At 45.9% G+C, this 23,740-nt stretch carries 16 protein-coding genes; 10 read left to right on the top strand and 6 right to left on the bottom strand.

The genetic code is table 11. The features are described from left to right. Positions 1–73 precede the first annotated feature (73 nt). Entirely contained in the window at positions 74–2,137 is a 2,064-nt protein-coding gene (locus AB4161_RS08770; RefSeq protein ID WP_372083222.1) for an ATP-binding protein, read from the bottom strand. Between the two features lie 230 nt (positions 2,138–2,367). On the opposite strand from AB4161_RS08770, the gene AB4161_RS08765 reads away from it, so the two are divergent. From AB4161_RS08765 to lhgO, 4 genes are all read left to right on the top strand, one after another. Next, a complete protein-coding gene (locus tag AB4161_RS08765) occupies positions 2,368–3,708 on the top strand; it encodes a sigma-54 dependent transcriptional regulator (protein ID WP_102321268.1) in 1,341 nt (446 codons plus the stop codon). Between the two features lie 317 nt (positions 3,709–4,025). Next, complete coding sequence (locus tag AB4161_RS08760) at positions 4,026–5,039, top strand: TAXI family TRAP transporter solute-binding subunit (protein WP_372083221.1); 1,014 nt, start codon at positions 4,026–4,028, stop codon at positions 5,037–5,039. Between the two features lie 213 nt (positions 5,040–5,252). Then, on the top strand, positions 5,253–7,430 hold the full coding sequence (locus AB4161_RS08755) for a TRAP transporter permease (RefSeq protein WP_065584462.1): 2,178 nt from the start codon (positions 5,253–5,255) through the stop codon (positions 7,428–7,430). 26 nt (positions 7,431–7,456) lie between these two features. Beyond that, on the top strand, positions 7,457–8,671 hold the full coding sequence (lhgO, locus tag AB4161_RS08750; RefSeq protein ID WP_065584461.1) for an L-2-hydroxyglutarate oxidase: 1,215 nt from the start codon (positions 7,457–7,459) through the stop codon (positions 8,669–8,671). Positions 8,672–8,814: 143 nt separating this feature from the next. Here the strand turns inward: lhgO and AB4161_RS08745 are convergent, their stop codons facing one another. The 5 genes from AB4161_RS08745 to AB4161_RS08725 all read right to left on the bottom strand — a co-directional run bounded on the left by AB4161_RS08745 (position 8,815) and on the right by AB4161_RS08725 (position 15,927). Next, positions 8,815–10,371, bottom strand: a complete 1,557-nt coding sequence (locus AB4161_RS08745) for a M28 family metallopeptidase (protein ID WP_065584460.1) — start codon at positions 10,369–10,371, stop codon at positions 8,815–8,817. Positions 10,372–10,514: 143 nt separating this feature from the next. After that, positions 10,515–12,884: a M4 family metallopeptidase gene (locus tag AB4161_RS08740; protein ID WP_372083220.1), complete on the bottom strand. Its 2,370-nt coding sequence runs from the start codon at positions 12,882–12,884 to the stop codon at positions 10,515–10,517. Positions 12,885–13,456: 572 nt separating this feature from the next. Then, positions 13,457–13,732: a hypothetical protein gene (locus AB4161_RS08735; protein WP_017065177.1), complete on the bottom strand. Its 276-nt coding sequence runs from the start codon at positions 13,730–13,732 to the stop codon at positions 13,457–13,459. Between the two features lie 135 nt (positions 13,733–13,867). Then, positions 13,868–15,187, bottom strand: a complete 1,320-nt coding sequence (locus AB4161_RS08730; RefSeq protein ID WP_372083219.1) for a sensor histidine kinase — start codon at positions 15,185–15,187, stop codon at positions 13,868–13,870. 35 nt (positions 15,188–15,222) lie between these two features. Further along, positions 15,223–15,927: a response regulator gene (locus tag AB4161_RS08725; RefSeq protein WP_372083218.1), complete on the bottom strand. Its 705-nt coding sequence runs from the start codon at positions 15,925–15,927 to the stop codon at positions 15,223–15,225. Between the two features lie 288 nt (positions 15,928–16,215). On the opposite strand from AB4161_RS08725, the gene AB4161_RS08720 reads away from it, so the two are divergent. The 6 genes from AB4161_RS08720 (at position 16,216) to choW (ending at position 23,739) form a co-directional block, all read left to right on the top strand. Further along, on the top strand, positions 16,216–17,313 hold the full coding sequence (locus AB4161_RS08720; protein ID WP_102393797.1) for an alpha/beta hydrolase: 1,098 nt from the start codon (positions 16,216–16,218) through the stop codon (positions 17,311–17,313). Between the two features lie 433 nt (positions 17,314–17,746). Next, on the top strand, positions 17,747–18,349 hold the full coding sequence (betI, locus tag AB4161_RS08715) for a transcriptional regulator BetI (RefSeq protein WP_017070135.1): 603 nt from the start codon (positions 17,747–17,749) through the stop codon (positions 18,347–18,349). A gap of 92 nt (positions 18,350–18,441) precedes the next feature. Further along, positions 18,442–19,902, top strand: a complete 1,461-nt coding sequence (gene betB / locus AB4161_RS08710; RefSeq protein ID WP_102398297.1) for a betaine-aldehyde dehydrogenase — start codon at positions 18,442–18,444, stop codon at positions 19,900–19,902. Between the two features lie 72 nt (positions 19,903–19,974). Beyond that, on the top strand, positions 19,975–21,702 hold the full coding sequence (gene betA / locus AB4161_RS08705; RefSeq protein WP_372083216.1) for a choline dehydrogenase: 1,728 nt from the start codon (positions 19,975–19,977) through the stop codon (positions 21,700–21,702). A gap of 127 nt (positions 21,703–21,829) precedes the next feature. Then, positions 21,830–22,801 (top strand): choline ABC transporter substrate-binding protein, encoded by a 972-nt coding sequence (locus AB4161_RS08700; RefSeq protein WP_104216325.1) that lies wholly within the window; start codon positions 21,830–21,832, stop codon positions 22,799–22,801. 95 nt (positions 22,802–22,896) lie between these two features. Next, entirely contained in the window at positions 22,897–23,739 is an 843-nt protein-coding gene (gene choW / locus AB4161_RS08695) for a choline ABC transporter permease subunit (RefSeq protein WP_009845976.1), read from the top strand. The last annotated feature ends 1 nt before the right edge of the window (position 23,740 follow it).

The following is a 23,740-nucleotide window of genomic DNA, read 5'->3' as shown; positions in this document are numbered from 1 at the left end:
AATCGCCCTCTGTGGGCGGTTTTTTAGTTTTAGCGCTTCAATAGAATGTGGAGTTCAAGGTCTGTGTAAGTAACTACTCACTATCGCTATTGTTTAGTGTTAACGTAAATGTCATGCCTTGGTCTGAATTGTTCTTCGCTATTAATGTGCCTTGCATATCGCGAACGTTGTTGGCTGTGATAGCCAACCCGAGCCCCAAGCCTTCGCCCATCTTTTTGTTGGTATGAAACGGTTCGAAAATGGTTTCGAGTTGATCTTCAGACACACCACAACCGTTATCTTGAACCTTGATGATCACGCGTTGTTGCTCGGTATGAGCGCTGATCACAATGGTTGCTGGTTTCTGATTCTGCGTGGCATCGACAGCGTTTCTAAGCAGGTTACCAAGCACTTGACGAAGTCGCGCCTCTTCTCCCATTACCATCGAAATATTGGAAGCGACACGCACGCGAATATCGACGTTTTCCAGTTCGGCTTGATGAATTCGCAGGGTTTCTTGCAGTGCGTCTGTCAGTGAAACTGGGTAAGGCTTTTCAAGTCTTTGAAAGGCGAAGGACTTCAGCTGGCTGGTCATGTTGGCCATTCTGTCGATGAGACTCATCACCAGGTCCATGTTCGCTTTCAACATCTTAGTCTCGCCTCTTTCCATCAGTAACTGGTTACTTGAAAGCAGGGTTTTTAGGCCAGTAAGCGGTTGATTGAGCTCATGAGTAATCGCACTCGACATACGGCCCAATGCCGCTAGCTTGCTTGATTCGACTAACTCTTGCTGCGCATCTTTTAGATCTTGAGTTCGCTCTTCGACGCGCAGTTGAAGCGTTTTATTAGCATTTTGCACCGCAATTTCGGCTTTCTTACGTTTGCTGATATCGATTACGGTACACAGGTAGTAAGTCGTCGCATGCCAAGGAAAGGCGCTAATAGAGAATAAAACAGGGAAGTAACTGCCATCACTGCGTCTTGCCATGGTTTCGACGCTGGTGATCTCGGCCAGTTCTTGGTGTTGGTCTAGATTTTTTAGCAGCTGTAGCGTGGTTGAGTTTGGGTTGCCCGCTTCAAATAACTGCCACGCCTTAATGTTGTTGATCATCGAATCGGACAGGCAGAAGTAGTTCTTCGCCATCAGGTTAATGTCGTGGATGTGGCCGTGTTTATCGATCAGTACCAGCCCAACGTGGGTCTTGTTTATCATTCCGGATAGGCGCTTTTCCGACTCTTCGATAAGCTTTTGGATTCGCAGGTTACTGAGTTTCTTCTGGCGTCTTTGGTAAAGAATCACTAGCAATAACATGACGAAGAGACAGGCCACCGCTACGCTCCAACTGATCCAACTCGTGGTCTGGTTGAGGCTAGTTAATGGGGTGAGGTAGGTTAAGCGCCAATTGAGGTCGTCTAACTTGATTGACTGAATCAGGTAATCCTTACCTTGCAGTCGCCAAACGCGAATATGGGTTTGGTCGTACAACTCGCGTTTTGTAGCTGTTGGCTGGGAATTGAAGGTGTCATTGAACCAATCGGCACTCAGCTTGTTGTCGCTGGAGAGGAAGAACTGATCTCTAGGGTTCTGGAACAGTATCGCTTCACCATCGGCGAACCATTGATCGGTCAGTAACGACAAGTCGATTTGTACCGCCACAATACCTACTATATCTGACGCTCGATAAACGGGTGCGGCAATGAAGTAATCGGGCGTCACGCCTTTGTTTTTTGTTACCACTGAAATCGCACCACCTTGCTGGTGGATTTTAGAAACAATCATGCTGGCGTTCTTATTGCTCAGTTTGCTTCTTTCGACACTCGATACCAACAAGTCACCTTCGCCAGAAAGCAGATACCAGCCCTTGGTATTGGCGGCTTTATCCAATTGAATCAGCTGTTTCTTGATGCGTTTTTCAAGGCGGTCTTCACCATCGATAAAACGAACCGTGGTTTCATCATTGGTTACCAGGTAGGGCAGATAATAGAAACGCTTAAGGGTTCGCCTCGCTTCTGCAATGTAACCAAGGAAGCGTTGTTCGGCGTAGCGTTGGGCTTGCTCGAGTTTCCACTGGCTGATGCCATTCTTGGTGGTAACCTGCACCAATCCAATCAATAAACAGGCACATAGGAATAACCAATATCGATTGTTGTTAACCATGCTTGATTAAATCCTTTTAAAATTAGTGATTTACCTATTCAAGTTAATGAGATACGAAGCTTCACTGTTTTATTGCTTGGAAGGTGGAGTGTGAGACAAATCGAAGCTAACAAACATTATTAAACTGTTAAAGGAGTGTTATTCAAAGTGGGAGCTAGCTCCTTTTCGTCTGAGGTTTTTTTACATACCGTGGACGATATTAATCAGATGTAGAGTGGCGGAACCAAACTATGCAGCGTATTGCTTTAATTGAAGATGACGCGATTGTGCGTCAAGCAACCAGCCAATGGTTGCAGCTGGCGGGCTTCGATGTCACCGCATTTGAAGTAGGACAAGATGCGTTAAACGCCGTAGAGCAGGGTGATTTTCAAACCATTATCACCGATGTTCGTTTACCTGATATTGATGGTGTTGATCTGCTAGGGCGTTTCAAAGGTCTTGTGCCAGATGTGCCTGTTATTTTGATTACTGGGCATGGTGATGTCGATATGGCGGTGAAAGCCTTACAGCAAGGTGCCTATGACTTCATTGAGAAGCCATTCGACCCAGAGCGTCTGTCTCAAACGGTATCGGAAGCGGTAGATAAACATCAAAGTGGCCAAGACAGAAACAGTCGTCAGAACTATCTGGATAACCTTAAGGGCATTGAACAGGTGCTGATCGGTCGCAGTAAAGTGATGTGTGAACTGCGCGAGCAAATCCAGAAAGTCGCTTCCATAGACACCAACGTGATCATCTATGGTGAAACGGGTTGTGGTAAAGAGCTGGTCGCCTCTTGCTTACATGAATTCAGCCAACGTAAAACCCATCCGTTTGTTCCGCTCAACTGTGGCGCAATCCCAGAAAATCTCTTTGAAAGCGAGCTGTTTGGACACGAAGCCGGAGCGTTTACTGGTGCGGCCAAACGACGCATTGGTAAGCTGGAATTTGCCGACAAAGGCACAGTGTTCCTTGATGAAATAGAGAGTATGCCGCTGTCGATGCAGGTAAAAGTGCTGCGTACCTTGCAAGATAATGTCGTCGAACGCGTGGGGGGGAATCAGCAACAACATGTTGATCTACGAGTGGTCTCTGCCTCGAAAAGCGATCTACTGAATCACCCCGACTTTCGCCAAGATCTATTCTATCGTTTGAATGTTGCCCAGCTGCATTTGCCTCCACTCAGTGAGCGTGAAGAAGATGCCTTACTTTTGTTTGAACACTTCACCCAAGAAGCCAATTCCGAAACACGTATAGCCAGTGAGGCTGATCGCTATGCACTGCTCTCGTATGCGTGGCCGGGCAATGTGCGTGAACTGCGTAATGTTGCGATTCGTTTTGCATTGGATGAAAGCTTGACCGTTGGGGATATTTTGGCGTGTCGTCCCAATTCTGTCACAGAGTCCACAACGGCGGGCATCCCTTTGGCGGTTCAAGTACAGAGCTTTGAAAGGAAAGTGATTCATGATGCCTTAGTTCGTTATAAAGGGCGTATCAATGACGTGATGCAAGATTTGGATTTACCTCGTCGAACATTGAACCAAAAGATGGTGCGTTATGGGTTAAATCGAAGTGACTATGTTGACCCTTAGAGAGCGGCTTCATCGCAGTGCTTGTTGATTTTTAATGAGCAATAAATGGCTCATTGCATATTTATCAATTTACATACATTGATCACACAACTGCAACATGGTGTGACTTGCTTCCCGATCTACAGGTGTTAATTCCGGTAGCCGATAAGCCAAAAATGGCTTACTTAATAACAGGGGAATAAGCAAAAAACGGCTTATTTTGAATAGGTTTTAAAATAAAAGTAAATTAAAACAAATAGTTAAAAACTGGCATTACGCTTGCTATCTATTGTTGTTAACAAAAATATAACGTGAATAACCCTACATGGAGAGTAACAATGAAATACAACAAGCTGGTTAAAACTTTAGCGCTAGCAATGGCTTCTCTTGGCCTTATCAGTAATGCGTCAGCTGAAGAAGATCGCAGCTATATTTTAGCGACGGCTTCAACGGGTGGTACCTATTATCCAGTGGGTGTGGCCTTAGCGACATTGAGTAAAGTTAAGCTTGCGCCTAAGCAGCATTTTTCTTTAGCGGCTATCAGCTCTGCGGGCTCGGGTGAGAACGTAAAGTTGTTGAACGAGAACGAAGCTCAGTTCGCAATTCTACAAGGTTTGTATGGTGCTTGGGCTTGGCAGGGTTTGGGGCCATATGAGAAATCTGGCAGACAAACTCAACTGCGTTCAGTTTCCATGTTATGGCAAAATGTAGAACACTTTATTGTGCGTTCAGATCTAGCAAAAACAGGTACGGTAAGCGATCTAGAGAACCTAAACGGTAAGAAATTCTCTATCGGTAAGAAGAACTCAGGCACTGAGAATTCAGGACGCCAGATCATGCAGGGCCTATCGGTTAACCCAGAACAATTTAAACTCGCCTTTATGGGTTACGGTGGCAGTGCTAGTGCACTACAAAACGGCACGATTGATGGCATGAATACGCCTGCTGGTGTGCCTGTTGGTGCGGTAACACAAGCCTTTGCTGCCTTGGGTGAAGATATTCAAATCCTGTCGTTTACCGATGCGCAGATCAAACAAGCGAATGGCGATTACAATATCTGGACCAAGTACGAGATCCCAGCAAACACTTATCCAGGTGTCGACAAACCAATTACTACGATTGCCCAACCTAACTTCCTAGCAGTTCGCGAAGACATTTCTGAAGACGATGTGTATCAACTGACCAAAGCTATCTATGAAAACCTACCTTTCCTACAAGGTATCCACAAAGCAACCAAAGCAATGGCACTTGAGAAAGGGATCGCAGGCCTTCCTGTTCCGCTTCACCCAGGTGCTGCTCGTTACTATAAAGAAGTGGGTATAGAAATCCCTTCTGAGTTGATCGTCGACTAACCCTTTGTCTTCGATTAGCCATTTATCTTTAACTCGCTATTTGGCGTGAACTGAATATTCGCGTTAATTAATTGCTTGGTGCGTTTTCATCTGTTTCGGCTACTTTGTTTGATTTGACCGTCTCCGGCTCGTTCGATTATTTGAAGTGAAAACGCACCACCTTACTTTATGGATTTTCTCTGCGCGTTTGGCTGTGGAGAGCAGGAGTTTTCTATGAGCGATTCGCTGCAGCAGGAACTGAAAAAATTCGAATTGCCTACCCGAACAGATTTCCCTTGGGTAGGCAAAGCAATAACGACAATGGGAGTGATACTCTCCCTCCTACATATTTGGTTTAATACCTTATCTACCTTGCCAGAGCTTTGGATTTCGGCGACGCATTTCGCTGGTTTCGCAATCATTTGCGCACTTTGGTATCCCGCCCATGTCTCGCTTAAAAAAAGCAAAATAGCATTAGCTATCGATATTGGGATTGCCTTGGCTGCTTTAGCTTGCCTTATCTACATTCCCTTTGCCGAAGATGCGTTGTATGACCGAGGCGTAAAATTTATCGCCAGTGATTGGTTTTTCTCTATCTTGGCGATTGCCATCGTCATTGAGCTGATTAGACGCACTATGGGCTGGTTCATTCCAGTGCTTATCTTAGTGTGCTTAAGTTATGTAGTGCTTTGGGGACAATGGACCAGCGGTATTTTTCATTTTCCGGGTTTAAGCCTTGAGACGTTACTTTATCGAAGCTTTTACTCATCAGAAGGGATGTTTGGTTCGATCTCAAGAATCAGTTGGACCTTCGTGTTCATGTTCATCTTATTTGGCGCATTTTTAGTTCGATCTGGTGTCGGCGACTACATTATTGATGTATCCCGTGCCGCGGCGGGCAAAGTGATTGGTGGCCCTGGTTTCATTGCCGTTATTGGCTCCGGCTTGATGGGCTCTGTCTCCGGGTCGAGCGTAGCAAACACAGTATCGACGGGCGTGATCAGTATTCCCTTGATGCAAAAGGCAGGTTTCCCTTCGCGCTTCGCGGCAGGTGTTGAAGCGGCTGCATCTACTGGCGGGCAGCTGATGCCACCTGTGATGGGTGCGGGCGCGTTCATCATGGCCTCTTACACGCAAATTCCTTATGTCGATATTATTGCGGTTTCCTTCGTTCCTGCGCTTATCTACTTTTTGTCTGTGGCATTCTTCGTGCGCATCGAAGCAAAACGCAGTGGTGTGCAAAAGGTGACTTCTGGCTGTGAACCTCTATTGAAAGTATTGCTGTCGGGTTGGCACAACCTGATCCCATTAGCGGTGTTAGTGACTCTGTTGGTGAAGGGCTTTACGCCGACTTACGCTGCGGGCATCTCGATTCTGTCTGTCGTGGTGGCTTCATGGTTCTCTAAAAATCACAAAATGGGTCCAAAGGCGATCATCGAAGCGCTTTCTCAAGGCGCAAAAAACATGGCGACCACGGCTGTGTTGCTAGTGGGCATTGGTCTGGTGATCAACGTGATCAGCACGACTGGTATTGGTAACACCTTCTCGTTGATGATCAATAGCTGGGCGAACGGCGATTTGTTGGTGATGATCGCCTTAATTGCACTGGCGTCTTTGATTCTGGGCATGGGGTTACCAGTAACCGCGGCTTATATCGTGTTGGGTACTCTGTCTGCACCAGCTTTGTATAAACTGATTGCTGAAAGTCAGTTGCTCGACCTGTTGGTTTCGGGACAGTTACCGGAACAGGCGAAAGCTATCTTCATGTTGGCTGCGCCAGATAAGCTTGATTTGCTGAACGCGCCAATGGCACTTGAAACAGCCAAAGAGATGATTGCGTTAGTCCCTGCTGATTTTGTGGAAACTCTGCTTGAACAGAGCCTTGGCTTAGAAGCGATCAGCCTTGCACTGCTTTCTGCCCACTTGATCATTTTCTGGCTATCGCAAGACAGCAACGTGACTCCGCCTGTTTGTTTAACTGCATTTGCGGCTGCAACCATTGCTAAAACACCCCCGATGAGAACGGGATTAATGGCATGGAAGATAGCCAAAGGCTTGTATTTAGTACCATTGTTGATTGCCTACACTAACTTGGTAAGTTGGGATGTGATCTCCGTGTTAGTCACGGGTGGCTTTGCTGTTATTGGTACTTACGCGTTTATCGCGGCGATTGAAGGCTATCTAGAGAGCGAAGTTAATATTATTACTCGAGTAGCGTTGGTTGCGGTAGGTATAGCTCTAGTATGGCCTGATGTTTCAGTCGTGATCCGTTTGGTATGTGTTGCCATTTTTGTTGGCATCTTTATCTACAGCGGTCGTAAATACGATGCTAATCAAGTGAAAATGGAATCAGAAAGTGAGGAAAAAAAGTTACCTCAAACCGGGTCTAACACTGTCGCGTCTTCCCTATAATTAAAAGGATTGAATGTAGGAATATTATGAACTCAATATACGACTATATTATCGTTGGTGGCGGCATTGTTGGCGTGTCGACGGCTTGGCAATTACAGCAAGCTCACCCTGATAAAAGTATCCTTTTAGTCGAGAAGGAACGTGGTTTCGCGCAGCACCAAACTGGCCATAATAGCGGGGTGATTCATGCTGGTGTTTACTACGCTCCGGGCAGTTTAAAGGCGGATTTTTGTAAACGCGGCGTAGAGCGCACCATCGCCTTTTGTAGCCAACACGATATCCCCGTCGAAAACTGCGGTAAGTTGTTGGTCGCGACCAATGAGCAAGAAGTGGAGCGAATGAATGCGCTCTATCAGCGTTGCCACGATAACGATATTGATGTTGATTTGTTGGATCAAGCTCAGCTCAAACTTGCCGAGCCAAATATCACGGGTTTGGGTGCGATTTATGTCAAAACCACCAGTATCGTCGACTACAAAAAAGTCACCGAAGTGATGGCTCAAGAGTTTGTTGAGGCGGGTGGTAAGCTTAGCCTTGGTACGGAAGTGATCATGGCCGATGAGCAAGAAGATGAAGTGCAGTTAACGTGCAAAGTAGATGGTCAGACTCTTCAACTGAACAGTCGATTCTTGATCACGTGTTCTGGCTTGATGGCCGATAGAATGACCAAGATGTTAGACATCGAAACCGACTTCCAAATCGTGCCTTATCGCGGTGAGTATTATCAGTTAGACGCTAAGCACAACCAAGTGGTGAATCATCTTATCTATCCGATCCCTGACCCAGAACTGCCTTTCTTGGGCGTGCATTTAACACGCATGATTGATGGCTCCGTAACAGTAGGGCCAAATGCAGTTCAAGGCTGGAAGCGAGAAGGTTATGGCAAGCTTAACTTTAGCTTCAAGGACACTTGGCAGATGCTGAGCTTTGTGGGTTTTTGGAAAGTGACTGCGAATCACTTGAAAACGGGTTTGGTCGAGTTTAAGAACTCGTGGTGGAAACCGGGATATCTAAAGCTAGTGAACAAATACTGCCCGAGTATTACGGTTGATGATTTTAAGCCTTATCCTGCTGGGATTCGTGCTCAAGCGGTACTGAAGGATGGCACCTTGGTCCATGATTTCCTGTTTGCCGAAAGCCCAAGAAGCTTACATGTATGTAACGCGCCATCACCGGCTGCGACCTCTGCAATGCCGATTGGTGAGTACATCTGTGGCAAGGTAATGAAAAAGACGGCTTGATGATAACTAAAGGTTATTAAGTTGAGATGCTCTCCGAAGACAATAAAAAATCCGCAAGCTCCAATCTATTTATGATCGTGGGCTTGCGGATTTTTAGTTTTAGCCGTGTTTGCTAGGTTTAATTGTTAGTCAATTAACCAACCTTAAAGCCAATCAGGAACGAAGTTAGCGACGATGGTGACATCACTAAAGTTACGGTAACCGCGCACCATGATGCTGAATTCACCCGCTGGCTTGTTCAATACACACTGTTCGTTGCTGCTGTTCTGGTATGGGCGGCAGTCGTAGTTCGCTTTCGATACGGTGCCGTTGTGTTTCACATATAAGTCGGCATCGCCACTTCGAGGGCCGGTTAATGTTACCGTTAACTGACCTGCACTTTGAGTCGTAAATGTGAAGAACTGCTCTTCACCATATCCTGCAGTAAGTCCTTTAACAGGCACGCCATTTTGTAGCTCTTTAGGGCCTGCAACGGGTGAATCAAGGCTGGTTTCGACAAGGTAAGCAATGGCTAGTTTGGCGAACTTGGTCGCGTGTGTCGCCGTAGGATCGGAGTTCTCAAGCGTGTCGTGCTCAGTGTGAATACTTGGGTTGTAATCATTGAACATGCTTTCGAATGGCATGGCTGCTGGGTAGCCAACATTGTGCCAAGAGGCGTGGTCAGAACAGGCATAGCCACAATCATCGAAACCGTAACTGATGTCGCTCGCGTAAGTGTCGATCAGCTCGCTTAAATAGGCGGTGAGGTTGCTGTCGGTGTAGTCTGTGATGAAGGTGATATCGTGCGCTGAACCGTTGTAGTTGGTCATGTCTAATTGCAATACCGATACAACGTTGGCTTGCTCATCTCTTAAAGCGTTGGCGACATCTTGTGAGCCACGTAGCCCTACTTCTTCAGCAGCATAACCATAGAACTTAATGGTTTTGTCTGGTTGAATACCACTGGCGATCATCAGGCGAAGCGACTCTGTTACCGTTGCAATGCCAGACGCATCATCATCGGCTCCCGGTGAGATGGTGCCTTCGCTTGTCCAAGATCCAACGGTCGAATCAAGGTGTCCACCAACCACGACGATCTCTTCAGGATATTTAGCGCCAAGCAGTGTCACTTCAACGGATTTCTGTGGGTATTCGGCATGCGTGATCTGGCGTGCAGACGCATACGGCACATCTTTAATTTCCGTCTCCCAACGTTCTAAAAGCCAATCTGAAGCAGCGACACCAGTAGAAGTAGTATAAAAACGGTTGGTGAAGTTGGTTAGATTTTCGATGGTCGTGACCATGTTGTTCGGCTCGACCTGAGCGAGTAGGTCGTTCACCGTATCTTGATGGCTGATAACTGGCTTTTCGAAGTTGCTCATGGTCAGTGGCATAGCTGCCGCTTTGAGTGCGCTTGCTTTGTCTTCGTGCACCATGTAGCCACCACAACGGTGGGTTTCTTCGTGCATGTGGCTAGATAGTTTCGCCAGCTCTTTCTGGTTGATTTTCGCGACGATGGAATGCTTGTTTCCGGTCACGCTTGGATAAACCGTTGCGCCATGCTGAGTCATTATATGCTGTGCGTCAGCATCGGTGGTGATCCAAACTTCTTCGTTCGCTGGTGGTGTGATGCCTAGGGATGCGTAAGCCGAAGTACTGTTGATTAAGGCTAAAGAACCTCCGAGTACAGCCAAAGCTAGCATGCTTTTTTGAATAGCCATTTGTCGTCCTTTTTATGGTGAGTATTGTTATGTTGATGGGGGTGATTTTTGTGTAATACGTGGATGTTTTTGTGTAGATGTTTCATTTTCTGAACAGTTAACCGCGAAAAGGGCCCCTTTCGGAGCCCTGAATTTACTATCGATTATTGTGTTTTAATGAAACGGTAATGCTTGGTTTCTGAACAGATATCGCTTGAGGTACACACTTGGTACTCCACATCTACTGTTCCGTTATGACGGAACTTGTCGACGTATGAGTTGAAGTCTGTAGCGCCAACATTCTTGCCATTGCGCTTAATCACGAAGTAGTCGTTGGTGTCGTAATCCCATGCCAGCTTAACGCGAGCTTTGCCGTTCGGGTTTTTGTTACCAAACTTCAGTTTTAGCGGGAAGCCTTCTGCTGAGTCACCTTCAATCGTGATCGACTTGCTGGTTGATGTTGCAACGCCGGCATCGTCAGTCACGGTTAGAGTCACCACGTAGTCGCCAGCTTCAGCGTAGGTATAACGAGTCACTTCACCGGTTTGCGTGTTGCCATCGCCTAGGTTCCATTGGTAAGAGACGATCTGGCCATCGCTGTCCGAACTTGTGCTACGCAGCTCTACTTCTTTGCCTACGACCGTGTGTTCGAAAGAAGAAACTGGCGGTACGTTAGCATTGCCTGATTCGTACGATGCTTTCAGATTTGCACCTGCGTAATCTGAGTAACCCAGAATGTTCACCGTGTAGCGACCAGCTGTTGGGTTTTCAATTACACATACTTCATCGGTTACGCTTTCACTCTTACAGATATTCTCTTGAGAGCTTGGCGCATAATCTAGACCAACATACATATCCGGATCACCAGTAGACACAGCAAGATCAATCGTTAGCTTGTCTTGGCCTTCTGGTACTTCGATATCGAAGTAAGTTTTTGAGCCTGTTTCACCAGCAACTGCGGCTTCAACACCGTTTTCAAGGCGTTGATATTCCGGTTCTGGTGGAAGTGGTGGTTCGCCACACGGTGATACACCCACTAAGTTAAACGCAGAAACAACATCATCGGCACTGTAGCCAAGGTCGGTTGCTGCGTTTTTCACGCCACAGGCGCCCTGCCAAAAGTCACTGTTTTCAGACCAGTAGATCTGGTTGGCTAGCACGAACAGTTCGAACGCTTTTTTGGTGTCCCAACCTTGTGTGGTTGCAAGATGGTAGAACGCCTTGTTGAACACGCCAGAGCTGTAGTGCACGTTTAAGCCATCGTAGTACTCGGATGCGTTGTTGATTGAAGAGCCATCGCGTGATGGATCGTCCATGTAACGCAGCGCACCTTCGCCTTTAAAGATATTGCGTCCGACCATCCAGTCGTTGGTGCCTTTCATATAGTATTCTGCGGCTTCACCGGCCATGTCAGAGAAGGCTTCGTTCATACCGCCGGATTGGTTTGCGTATATCAAACCTGAGTTTTGCTCAGTGAAACCGTGGCTCACTTCATGGGCTGATACATCTAGGCTAACAAGCGGGTAAAAGAAGCTCTCCCCATCACCAAAGGTCATGGCTCTGCCGTCCCAAAATGCATTCTCGTAGTTTTCACCGTAGTGAACACGCATCATGAGCTTGAAGGAGAGTGGCGCTGTGTCGAACCAGTTTTTATACATATCGAACACGATGTTGCCAAAGTAATGGGCATCGTTGAGTGGTGAGAATGCGCCGTTCACGGCTTTATATTCGTTACGAGGACATTCATAGCTGTAAGTGGTGTCGCCGTCGGTCGCGCCATTAAGGTCAACGGTAACGACATTTTCAGACTCCATTACACACTCTGTGCCCACTTCTTGAACATCAAGGTAGTGGTAGTCGGTGCCGTATTCGTACATGCCGGTTTTTTCGTTGCCGCCAGGGCCAGTGCCGATCTGAGCATGGGCAATACCTTCCCAGCGGTCGATGACTTCGCCTGTGTGCGCGTCTAGCATGGTGAACGGTCGAGTCGGCAGTTCACTGCCTTCTACTAGGTAAGAGACAACGTACACTAGTCGTGTTTTATCTACGCTTTGCTGTCCGATGCCTTGCTTCACAGAGCCTTGATAGATAAATAGCTGATGTTGAACGTTGTCTAGAGATTTGCTGGTTAAGCCTTGAGTCTTTAGATCTTTACTTGCGAGTTCAACCGCTTGAGCGCTGTTGATTGATGGCTTAACAAAAGATCGCTCTAGGGTCGTTGTTTTAAGGTAGCGACCTTGAACGGACTTAAGTGCGCCACCTTGGACACTTTGGGTGGCATTTAGGTAATGTCCCCATACCGGTGTTCCCCAGATGTTCTGCTGGATCTTAACTTTATAGATACCACGCTTTTTCAGGTTTACTTCTTTCACCATCTTGAAGCTAGAGGCGTTACTGACTCCTAACTGAGCGTTGAACCCAGAGAAGCTAGTAAAGTTGATCGGTTGATCGATTTGAACGGATTCACTTGCATGCACTGACAAAGACATAGCACTGGCTATAGCAACGGCAACTAAACGTTTTCTTATTTTCATTGTTGTTTTCTCTTTCCATGTAAAATTCAAGAAAACGTAACAAATTAATCACAGCGAATTTACATCATTCGATCTGATTAATTAGTAGCATGGCAATGATCTCTTTTATTCATGAAACTTATATTTCTCGTATTTACAGATAGTTATCATTTCTGTTTATTTTTGAACGCACCTGTATGTTTATTTATAAAATCGTGACACTTTTATTAAGTGTTTATTTCTCTTGGAAATTAAGATTTTCGAGTAAATTGATCTGTGCCTCAATTAACGGATTCTGGGTTGATAGAAGGATCAACGATTTGAAAGTGTCACTTTAAACAGAAGGCCATTTAGCGAATTTAGGGGCAATTTTGATAAGAAATCGAAGACTTTTCGGCTTATTTTTCGAATTGTTAGTTAAAAGAGGGAAGGGGAATCGGGCACTTGTTTGGCACAGAGCACAAAATCTGCTGGATGAAAAAAGCCAGCGACGGGTCACTGGCTTAGATTAACTTAGTTTGTGCAGGCTACTGAATATAGGTAGGCAACTGCGACACTTAATTATGGTACGTGGCTAACGTCACTATAGCGAATTACTGCTTTTTACCGCCAACTTGTACGTAGTCGATACCGATAATACGGTTGATGATACCCAGAACAGAGCTCGTATCAGAGTTTGTTGAGCGAATCGTATCAACCGTTGCACCTTCAGGTACTAATTCCATTGCGCGGTCTTGAGTGTTACCTGGCACTTGGAAACCGACAATGTTGAAGCTCTCTGCGTGCGCTGTGTACACTTCTTCGTTGTGGCTGATACCAGAACAACCCGCTAGAGAAACAATGCCTAAAACAACTAATAACTTTTTCATAAAAATACCTTAAGAATGATTGGAACCTAGATGGCAAGGCACAAAGGCAGTGGCATGATTATCTAGATTTAATAAGTTCATGGGAGACAGCATCTCCCGACCGATGTTGAACATTATTCCAGAGGTGTTTTGTAGTTACTGTATGGGTTTGTCAGTTGAATCATTACATAGCTGAATGGTTATGGTGAATACCGCCCCCTTTAAGGTTTGGCTCTGACCAACCTCTACGGTCGCGCTATGTTGAGCACAGATCTTTTCGACGATAGAAAGCCCTAAACCATGGCCGCTCTTGGCCTTGTTACGCGCTTTGTCGCCAACGTAAAAGGGTTCGAACAGGCGAGCTTGATGTTCTTGTGCCACGCCATCACCATCATCATGTACCGCGATCTGTAGCTTATCTTGATGCACGCTTGCTTCAATCGACACTTGCGAACGTGCGAATTTCATTGCGTTACGCACGAGGTTATCTAGTGCTCGGTTGAGTAGTGTTTCATCCGCAAGTATTGAGCTAGGTTGCGCTGGTAGTGAAAGGTCGATGTTGAGTTGAGTGTCTTTACTCCAACGCGTCATTGCGTGGTCGAGAAAGTCTCGAATCTCTAATGGCTTTTTTAAGTTCTCTAGGTCAGTGCTACCGAGTTTGGCGTAATACAATAGTTCATCGACCATCTTTTCCATCTCTTCCGTGTCTTCGACAATGCTCTCAATCGTGCTCTCTTGCTCTGCGTTTAGTTGGGTGTCTTTCAACATTTCAGCTTGCCACTGAATACGGAATATTGGCGTGCGCAGTTCATGAGCGACAGCATTAGTGAGTGAGCGATTACTTTCAACTAAGCGATGAATTCTGTCGGCCATCAGGTTGAAGGATTTGTTCAGTGAACCAATCGCAACACCGCTTGAAGTCTCGGCTCGTGTGGAGAGATCCCCTTCAGCAAAACGCAGAGTGGCAGACTCAAGCTTTTTGACTCGGCGGAAGATAATAAATAGATGACACAAGCCATATAAGATAAAGCTCGCTAAAAAGAACAACCAAATGAGGTCATCCTCCAACTCAATTTTTTGCCTAACGAACGCTTCACTGTTGGGAAGGTAGTGATAGGTATTGTCGCTGCTTGCTAAGCGAAACCATAGGTCACGCTCATCATCGTGAAAGATAAAGGTATTCGGATTGGTACTGAAGAACTCTGAAACGGGGCCTGGTATTTCATCGTCTGGGCTGAACGTAACCAGTTTATTTCGTGTGGTTTCTACAAATTGGTTTATCGCTTGATGAGCAGCTTCAAGACCCTGATTTTTAGCGATATTTTCGATCAATTGCTGGTGGGCAGTCGCTTCGTAATCTTCCAGTACATATTCGTAGTCGGTATTGAGCTGATAGACGCTAATCTCGTAGGCGACAAGGCCGGCCATGAAGCAAACTAACAGCCCTAATAGGGACTCCAAAAAGATACGTCGCATAATCGCTCTCTCTATTACGCTCGTATTGAGCGAGGTTAACGCCAGGCGGTCGAAACAAATAAGTAGCCTTTACCGCGAATGGTCTGAATTTTCTCTGCTGGTGTGTTGTCGTCGCCCAAAATCTTCCTTAGACGTACAACCTTGTTGTCAATCGTCCGGTCTATTCCGTCGTACTCAATCCCGCGCAATGTTTGCGTCAAGTAGTCACGAGATAACGGCGTGTCTGGGTTGCTTGCCAATAACCAAAGTAGGTCAAACTCGCTGTCAGTGAGTGATAAAACCGCACCATAAAGTTCACACTTCTTATAAGTGTTTTTCAGAACGAGTTGATCGAACTGAAGGGTGTCTGAGTCATCGACTGAAGCGGTATTGGTGTCTTGGCGGCGTAATAGCGAACGAACTCTGGCCAGCAGAACTCTTGGTTTGATTGGCTTGGTGACATAGTCATCAGCCCCTGTCTCTAAACCAGCGACGTGGTCAAAGTCGTCATCGCTAGCAGTGAGCATCAAGATTTTACCTTTATAGTGCGTACGCGTCTGTCGGCAGATTGTAAGTCCATCAGTTACAGGAAGCATCAAATCCAGCAGTACGATGTCAGGTTGCTCCGTGAGGATGGTGTGTGCGGCATCACTGCCATCGTCCAACACCGTGACATCAAAATCTTGCGCGACGAAGTAGTCCTGCAACATTTTCTGAAGTTTCAAATCGTCTTCCACGATGATCATTTTAGGTTTTGTCATTCCATTATCAGCCTTGTCGTGCGTTTCACTTATTGAGATTAGGTGAGCGAGTCTTCGTCGTGATGAACCATTACGATTATACGCTATTGCATATAAGTTCAGATGCTTCGCCAAATACCTAAAGCGAATGATTAAACACTTTATAAGTTAGTTCAATGATGAATTGGCATTTATAGGAAAATAAAAAACATCGTTCAAATAGGCTCGACATTCTCATACATTTCCACGACAGATAAATTCAGCGCTAAACAATAGAATTTTCTCATCAAACATTTTGGGAATAACGGTATGAACGACTATAGAAATGCATTACTGGCGTTACCTTTGATTCTGTTAGCGGGCTGTAATTCAAGCTCTAACTCAGGTAAAGCTGCCACCAAAGTGCAAGCAAAACCTCAAGCGGATTACGTATTTTCATCAGCGAAACTGGGTGAGTTGTATAAAGAGCGACAAGAGGTCCAAGAATCCATAAAACTTGATTACAACGGTGTGCAGTATGAAATCGTTCTGTTTGCGGAAGATATTAGTGATAAGCAAAAAGTGGTTAGGCTTGCGGATAGTTTAGGTCAAAGTGTGGATCTGTACCTCCCTGATGCAGGATTTGATAGCTGCGGTATCTACACAGAGAGCAAGGGTTTGGACGTGTTTGATTGTGGTGCGGCTCAACGCTCAATCGGGAATGACACCACGTTAATTAACACGACGACGAATACTCATAAGCCCGTCGAGCTTGAGTATCACAATGAACTGGTTCAATACGTGACTAGCCTTGGGTCTACCATTCTGAGTAACACTAAAAGTGGGAACAAGGTAACGATAACCACCTCGTTTGCTTTCAACGCTTTTTACCGTGATGTGCTCAACGAGACTGGCGCTGTTGATCGCATTACTTCCACTCTAGGCGCATCAACCTATTCTCAGCTTTTTGATATCGTGAAATTGTATCAAGGCAGTGAGATGACGTTGAAGTTTACCAACCATATTGGTGGAAGTGCCGACGATGATATCAATATGTACACCGGTCGCATGATCCACAGTAACAACATGACGACGATCGTAACGCCTACGGGGTCGGTGTTCTCTGGCGGCACGGATCTTTTCGCTGCGGGTAACCCACGAGTTTTGCAACGAGCAGATACCACTAAAGCCATTGAGCTTAATAAGCAGGTTGGTGTGCACAGTTGGGCTGAGGATGATAAAACAGCCAAAGACTTCCCATACACGAACGAAAGCCATCGCAAGCAAGCGACCTACTTTAAAAAGGTAATGGGAGACAAAGGAATCGACTTCTATATCTTCACGTTGGATTCTGCTCCGGCTTCTGGCGAACACTGGGTGACTAAGGCTGAGTCAGATAAATACGGTTTCATTACACGCATTGAGTAGCTTAGGCTCGCATTAAAAATTAGGTGTGTATGTTGAAAGGTTGGTGATGACGCTGTTGTCGCCAACCTTTTTTGTTCATTTTTTGATTCGTTACCTGTGTTGATTGTGGATTTCCTTGTCTTAAATTTCAGTATGAAAATTCCTTGATACTTCCTTTCCACTCCCTCCCCAAAAAGTTTCTACAAGGACTCTCACTGATTGATTCTTGAACTTTCTAAGCAAAAACATTTGACCAATAACTATCACACCTCAAATCTTTAATTGTTTTCGTTAGTGCTCTAAATGATATTTAATCCATTGTTTTATAATGAATTTTGTTGCTTTGAATGCTGTGTTGTTACGAGTTTGTTTTAAATAATCATTTGAACCCTAACTAAATTTCTGTCATTTTATATTTAACTGAACGTTCAATATAAAATAAAAGGACTAAGAAATGCCGAAGGTTGGGATGCCTGATATACGTAAACCACAGCTTGTTCAAGCCACCATGACGGTGATTGATCGAGTGGGTTTGCATGCCGCGAGTATTGCGTTGATCAGCAAAGAAGCGGGAGTCTCCACTGGCATTATTAATCACTATTTTGGTGGAAAGCATGGGCTGCTAGAAGAGACCATGCGTGAAATCCTTCGCCAACTTTCCAATACCATCACCACGTCACTAAAAGCACTTCCTGTTGATGCTCACCAACAGAGAATCAACGCGATCATCGATGGTAACTTCGAAGGTTACCAAGCAGAAAATAAGGTCGCGAAGGCGTGGTTGGCATTTTGGTCATATTCAATGCATGACGAGCAGCTGAAAAGACTGCAGCGTGTGAATGAAAAACGTTTGATTTCACACTTACGTCTTGAGTTGAAAGGTATTTTGAATCATGAACAAGCGGATCTCGTTGCTCACGGGATTGCGTCTCTGATTGATGGTTTGTGGCTGAGAGGCACATTAAACCCAGATGGTATCGATGCTCAAAAGGCGCGTGCCATCATCAATGATTATCTAGATAAACAACTTACGTTCTACTCGTGTTACAGCAAATAGATCGCAGTGGTAGCGCTAGACCTAGAACGACCACCCAATACTCACATATAGACCAGTAGAGTCTAATAACAATAATTAAGTCAGAATCTCAAATGGAAATGAACTCGTTATACATCGATGGCGCAGCGGTTAAAGCAACCTCTGGTGAAACCTTTGATAGCATTAACCCTGCAAACGGTGAACCTATCGCGACGTTAGGCCAAGCATCTTCTGCGGATGTCGACAGTGCTATTGAATCTGCGAAACGCGGATTTGCGGTATGGTCAGCAATGACCGCTGTGGAACGCAGCCGCATTCTTTTGAAGGCAGTGGAAATACTTAGAGCTCGAAATAATGACCTTGCAAATCTTGAGGTTGTTGATACGGGCAAGCCTCTGCAAGAAGCAATTGAAGTGGATGTGGCGTCTGGCGCTGATGTTATTGAATACTTTGCTGGCTTGGCTCCAACGCTACAAGGCGACCAACAGCCGCTGAGCGAATCTCAATTTTTCTACACTCGCCGCGAGCCGCTAGGCATTTGTGCGGGCATTGGCGCGTGGAACTACCCAATTCAAATCGCGATGTGGAAATCGGCTCCGGCATTGGCCGCGGGTAACGCGATGATTTTCAAACCTTCAGAAGAAACGCCGCTCACAGCACTGAAGCTTGCAGAGATCTTTACTGAAGCTGGTCTTCCCGATGGCGTGTTTAATGTGGTTCAGGGCGATTACCGTGTTGGTCAGATGCTAACGGCGCACCCAGATATCGCAAAAGTGTCGTTCACGGGCGAAACCGGTACCGGTAAAGCGGTAATGGCAGACAGCGCTAAGACGCTGAAATCAGTCACCATGGAACTTGGCGGCAAGTCACCGATGATCGTGTTTGATGATGCGAAATTGGATGATGCAGTTTCCGCTTCGATGGTTGCTAACTTCTACACCCAAGGCGAAGTGTGTACTAACGGTACCCGTGTTTATGTACACGAAAACATCTACAACGCATTCATCGACCAACTTAAAACACGCACTGAGAAGCTGATCATTGGTGATCCAATGGACATGGAGACTCAGATCGGCGCGTTGATTTCTAAAGAACACCTTTCAAAAGTCCTTGAAGCCATTGAGCTAGCTAAGCAGTCGGGCGCAACTCTGCTGACGGGCGGCTATCAAGTGACAGACAACGGCCTCGAAAACGGCAACTTTGTTATCCCTACCGTGTTTGTGGATTGCGAAGACAACATGCCTCACGTTCAACAAGAGATCTTCGGCCCTGTAATGTCAGTGTTGAAGTTTACGGACGAAGACGACGTGATTCGCCGCGCTAACGACACCAAATATGGCCTAGCGGCTGGTGTGTTCACGCAAAACCTTTCTCGTGCGCACCGTGTTATTCACCAAATGCAGGCAGGTATTTGTTGGGTGAACACGTGGGGCGACTCACCAGCAGAAATGCCGGTTGGCGGTTACAAGCTTTCGGGTATTGGCCGTGAAAATGGACCAGAAACCCTACTTCATTATACGCAGACTAAGAGCATTCTTATTGAACTTGGCGACTACGCCAGCCCTTATGCCTAACGCGTAACACTCAATTTTATGGGTTAGCTTAACAGAGCTAGCCCTACTGACTCATCTCAGGGAAATCAAAACATGGAACAACGCTACGATTATATTATCGTCGGCGCGGGTTCGGCCGGCTGTGTGTTAGCGGATAGGCTAACGGAAAGCGGTGAACATAGCGTTTTATTACTGGAAGCTGGTGGTACGGACAAGAGTATTTTTATCCAAATGCCAACCGCGCTTTCTTACCCAATGAATACTGAAAAGTACGCTTGGCAATTTGAAACAGAGAAAGAACCGGGCCTTGATGGACGTGAACTGCACTGCCCACGTGGCAAAGTGTTAGGCGGCAGCTCATCAATTAACGGCATGGTTTATGTTCGTGGCCACGCGTGTGATTTTGACCAATGGGAAGAAGAGGGTGCGGCAGGTTGGAACTACCAAGCATGTCTGCCTTATTTCCGCCGTGCTGAATCATGGAACAAAGGCGGTGATGAATACCGTGGTGACAATGGCCCTGTCGGCACTTGTAATGGTAACGATATGGAGCTTAATCCACTTTACCAAGCGTTTATCGATGCAGGTAAAGACGCCGGTTACCCAGAAACACAAGACTACAACGGCTACCAGCAAGAAGGCTTCGGCACTATGCATATGACGGTAGACAAGGGTGTTAGAGCCTCAACCTCTAACGCTTATCTACGTCGAGCATTGAAGCGTTCAAACCTAACCTTGAAGAAAGGTATCGTGGCGCGTCGTTTCTTACTTGAAGCACTCGACGTAAAAGACCAGTCATCAAAAGGTAAATCAGGCTTGAAAGCCGTCGGTGTCGAGTTTGAAAAGTCAGGCAATACTCAAGTGGCTGTGGCGAACAAAGAAGTGATCTCTTCTGCGGGTTCTATCGGTTCTGTTCAACTGCTTCAGCTTTCTGGTATCGGCCCGAAAGCCGTGCTTGAAAAGGCAGGCGTTGAGCTTAAACACGAGCTGAATGGCGTAGGTGAAAACCTTCAAGATCACCTAGAAGTGTACTTCCAATATCACTGCAACGAACCCATCACGCTCAACAGCAAGCTTGGTTTAGTCAGCAAAGGCATGATTGGTGCAGAATGGATTTTGACTCGTAAAGGCCTTGGTGCCACTAACCACTTTGAATCGTGCGCGTTTATTCGTTCTCGCAAAGGATTGAAGTGGCCAAACATTCAATATCACTTCCTACCAGCAGCGATGCGTTACGACGGACAAGCGGCCTTTGATGGTCACGGTTTCCAAGTACACGTTGGGCCTAACAAGCCAGAGAGTCGCGGTACGGTTGCGATCACTTCTGCTGATCCGCATGCCAAGCCAGAGATCATTTTCAACTACATCTCGACTGAACAAGATCGCCAAGATTGGCGCGATTGTATTCGTCTGACGCGTGAGATTTTGTCTCAACCTGCGATGGATGTGTATCGAGGAAAAGAGATTCAGCCGGGTCTAAATATTACTTCCGATGAAGCAATTGATGAATGGGTTAAGCAGAACGTTGAAAGTGCTTATCACCCTTCATGTGGCTGCAAAATGGGTTCAGATGATGATCCAATGGCAGTGCTTGATGAAGAGTGTCGCGTTCGCGGTGTCGATAATTTACGTGTTGTCGACTCATCGGTTTTCCCAACCATTCCAAACGGCAATTTGAACGCCCCGACCATTATGGTTGCTGAGCGTGCTTCCGATTTGATTTTAGGTAAGCCGATGCTCAAAGCGCAGGACGTTCCAGTGTGGATTGCACCTGAGTGGCAAGAGAAGCAAAGAATAAATAAACCAGTAAGAGAAGCGTAAGCCTCTGTTATTAGTTCAAAAATAGAAAAAGCAAAAAGTAACAACAAAAATTAGTCAAAAGTCAGAAGAACTGCTCTCTATCGGTGTTGATATCGAGCAGAAAAAGGAAAGATAAAAAGGAACCATTATGACGACTCTAAATATTCAGAACATGACCACGAAAACGTTAACAGCACTAGCCATTAGTTCATTTGCATTTGGTGCTAACGCTTCTATTGAACCACAGCAATGTGAAAACGTTCGCTTCGCTGATGTAGGCTGGACTGACATTACCGCAACAACCGCCGTTACTTCTGAACTATTAAAAGGCCTTGGTTACAAAACCAAAACCGACCTACTTTCAGTACCGGTGACTTACTCTTCAATGGCGAACGGCGATATTGATGTATTCCTAGGTAACTGGATGCCAACCATGGAAGGCGATATTGCTAAGTACCGTGAAGCGGGCACGGTTGAAACCGTTCGTGCCAACCTTGAAGGCGCAAAATACACGCTAGCCGTACCAAAATACGTGTACGACTCTGGCGTAAAAAGCTTCGCAGACCTAGCAAAACATGCCGACAAATTTAAAGACCGCATCTACGGCATAGAGCCGGGTAACGACGGTAACCGCTTAATCCAATCAATGATTGATTCTGACGCGTTTGGCTTGAAAGATTTCAGCCTAGTGGAATCAAGTGAAGCGGGCATGGTATCGCAAGTATCTCGCGCTGCTCGTCGTAGCCAGTGGATCGTTTACCTTGGTTGGGCTCCGCACCCAATGAACAGCAATGTTGAAATGGAATACCTATCAGGTGGTGACGACTTCTTTGGCCCTAACTACGGTGGCGCGAATGTTTACACTAACGTTCGTTCAAACTACGTGTCTGAGTGTGCAAATGTCGGTCAACTTCTACAAAACCTAGAATTCACTCTAGAGATGGAAAACCAGTTGATGGAAGAGATTCTTAACCAAAAAGTGAAGCCAGAAAAAGCGGCTCAACAATGGTTGAACAAGAACCCTCAACAAGTGGAAGCTTGGTTAGACAATGTAAAAACGCATAAAGGTGAATCAGCGACTCAAGCCGTTACTGAATACCTAAAGCAAGTTAAAGCTTAGTTCTACCTATCTCAACAGCTACATAAATAATAAAGGTGGGCTTGCCAATTTATCGATTGGTTTGAAGTAGCCCACCCATAATAAAAGGCAATATTGTGAATTTTATTACGGAAAACAAAATCCCTGTTGGTCAATGGATGGAAGCGGGTGTTGATTGGCTAACAATCAATGCAGCAGGATTCTTTGACGCTATTTCGATTTTTCTAGAAACCGTCATTATGTTTTTAGTCGATGTATTTAAGTGGATGCCACCGGCTTTACCAATCGTGATGACCGCGGCGATTGCATGGTATTTACACCGTAAACCTTCGCTGGTGATCTTTGTGGTCGCGGCACTGCTGACTATTCTTAACCTCGGATACTGGCAAGAAATGCTGGAAACCTTTGTTCTCGTCTTTGCGGCGACAACGATTTCCGTATTAATTGGCGTACCGGTTGGCATCATGGCTGCTCACCGTCCTTGGCTCTATACAGTTTTGCGTCCAATCCTTGATTTGATGCAGACAGTCCCAACTTTCGTTTATCTGATTCCAACTCTGGTTCTATTCGGCTTGGGTATTGTTCCTGGCTTAATCTCGACCATTATTTTCGCGATAGCTGCACCGATTCGTTTAACCTACTTAGGCGTCACTAAAGTGCCGGAAGAGTTGATTGAAGCGGGTAAAGCGTTTGGTGCCAGCCGCATGAAATTGCTGATGAAGGTCGAATTACCGGCGGCTCTACCAAGCATCATGGCGGGTGTAACCCAATGTATTATGTTGTCGCTTTCGATGGTGGTTATCGCCGCTCTTGTCGGTGCTGACGGACTTGGTAAACCTGTTGTTCGTGCATTGAACACAGTGAACATCTCACAAGGTTTTGAAGCTGGATTAGCGATTGTATTAGTCGCAATCATCCTTGACCGCTTGTGCAAAACACCAAACCAGAAGGAAGCTTAAT

The sequence above is a fragment of the Vibrio sp. 10N.286.51.E5 genome (assembly GCF_041469125.1).
GTDB classification, from domain to species: Bacteria; Pseudomonadota; Gammaproteobacteria; order Enterobacterales; family Vibrionaceae; genus Vibrio; species Vibrio crassostreae_C.
Note: the sequence above shows the minus strand (reverse complement) of the source record. Positions and strands in the feature narration are given on the sequence as shown.

Bases quoted from the DNA above. Each gene is read 5' to 3' on its own strand.
- betA (WP_372083216.1), top strand. From the start codon at position 19,975: ATGGAACAACGCTACGATTATATTATCGTCGGCGCGGGTTCGGCCGGC.
- AB4161_RS08745 (WP_065584460.1), bottom strand. From the start codon at position 10,371: ATGGCTATTCAAAAAAGCATGCTAGCTTTGGCTGTACTCGGAGGTTCT.
- AB4161_RS08755 (WP_065584462.1), top strand. From the start codon at position 5,253: ATGAGCGATTCGCTGCAGCAGGAACTGAAAAAATTCGAATTGCCTACC.
- betI (WP_017070135.1), top strand. From the start codon at position 17,747: ATGCCGAAGGTTGGGATGCCTGATATACGTAAACCACAGCTTGTTCAA.
- AB4161_RS08735 (WP_017065177.1), bottom strand. From the start codon at position 13,732: ATGAAAAAGTTATTAGTTGTTTTAGGCATTGTTTCTCTAGCGGGTTGT.
- AB4161_RS08730 (WP_372083219.1), bottom strand. From the start codon at position 15,187: ATGCGACGTATCTTTTTGGAGTCCCTATTAGGGCTGTTAGTTTGCTTC.
- AB4161_RS08700 (WP_104216325.1), top strand. From the start codon at position 21,830: ATGACGACTCTAAATATTCAGAACATGACCACGAAAACGTTAACAGCA.
- AB4161_RS08760 (WP_372083221.1), top strand. From the start codon at position 4,026: ATGAAATACAACAAGCTGGTTAAAACTTTAGCGCTAGCAATGGCTTCT.
- AB4161_RS08720 (WP_102393797.1), top strand. From the start codon at position 16,216: ATGAACGACTATAGAAATGCATTACTGGCGTTACCTTTGATTCTGTTA.
- AB4161_RS08740 (WP_372083220.1), bottom strand. From the start codon at position 12,884: ATGAAAATAAGAAAACGTTTAGTTGCCGTTGCTATAGCCAGTGCTATG.
- betB (WP_102398297.1), top strand. From the start codon at position 18,442: ATGGAAATGAACTCGTTATACATCGATGGCGCAGCGGTTAAAGCAACC.
- lhgO (WP_065584461.1), top strand. From the start codon at position 7,457: ATGAACTCAATATACGACTATATTATCGTTGGTGGCGGCATTGTTGGC.
- AB4161_RS08765 (WP_102321268.1), top strand. From the start codon at position 2,368: ATGCAGCGTATTGCTTTAATTGAAGATGACGCGATTGTGCGTCAAGCA.
- AB4161_RS08725 (WP_372083218.1), bottom strand. From the start codon at position 15,927: ATGACAAAACCTAAAATGATCATCGTGGAAGACGATTTGAAACTTCAG.
- AB4161_RS08770 (WP_372083222.1), bottom strand. From the start codon at position 2,137: ATGGTTAACAACAATCGATATTGGTTATTCCTATGTGCCTGTTTATTG.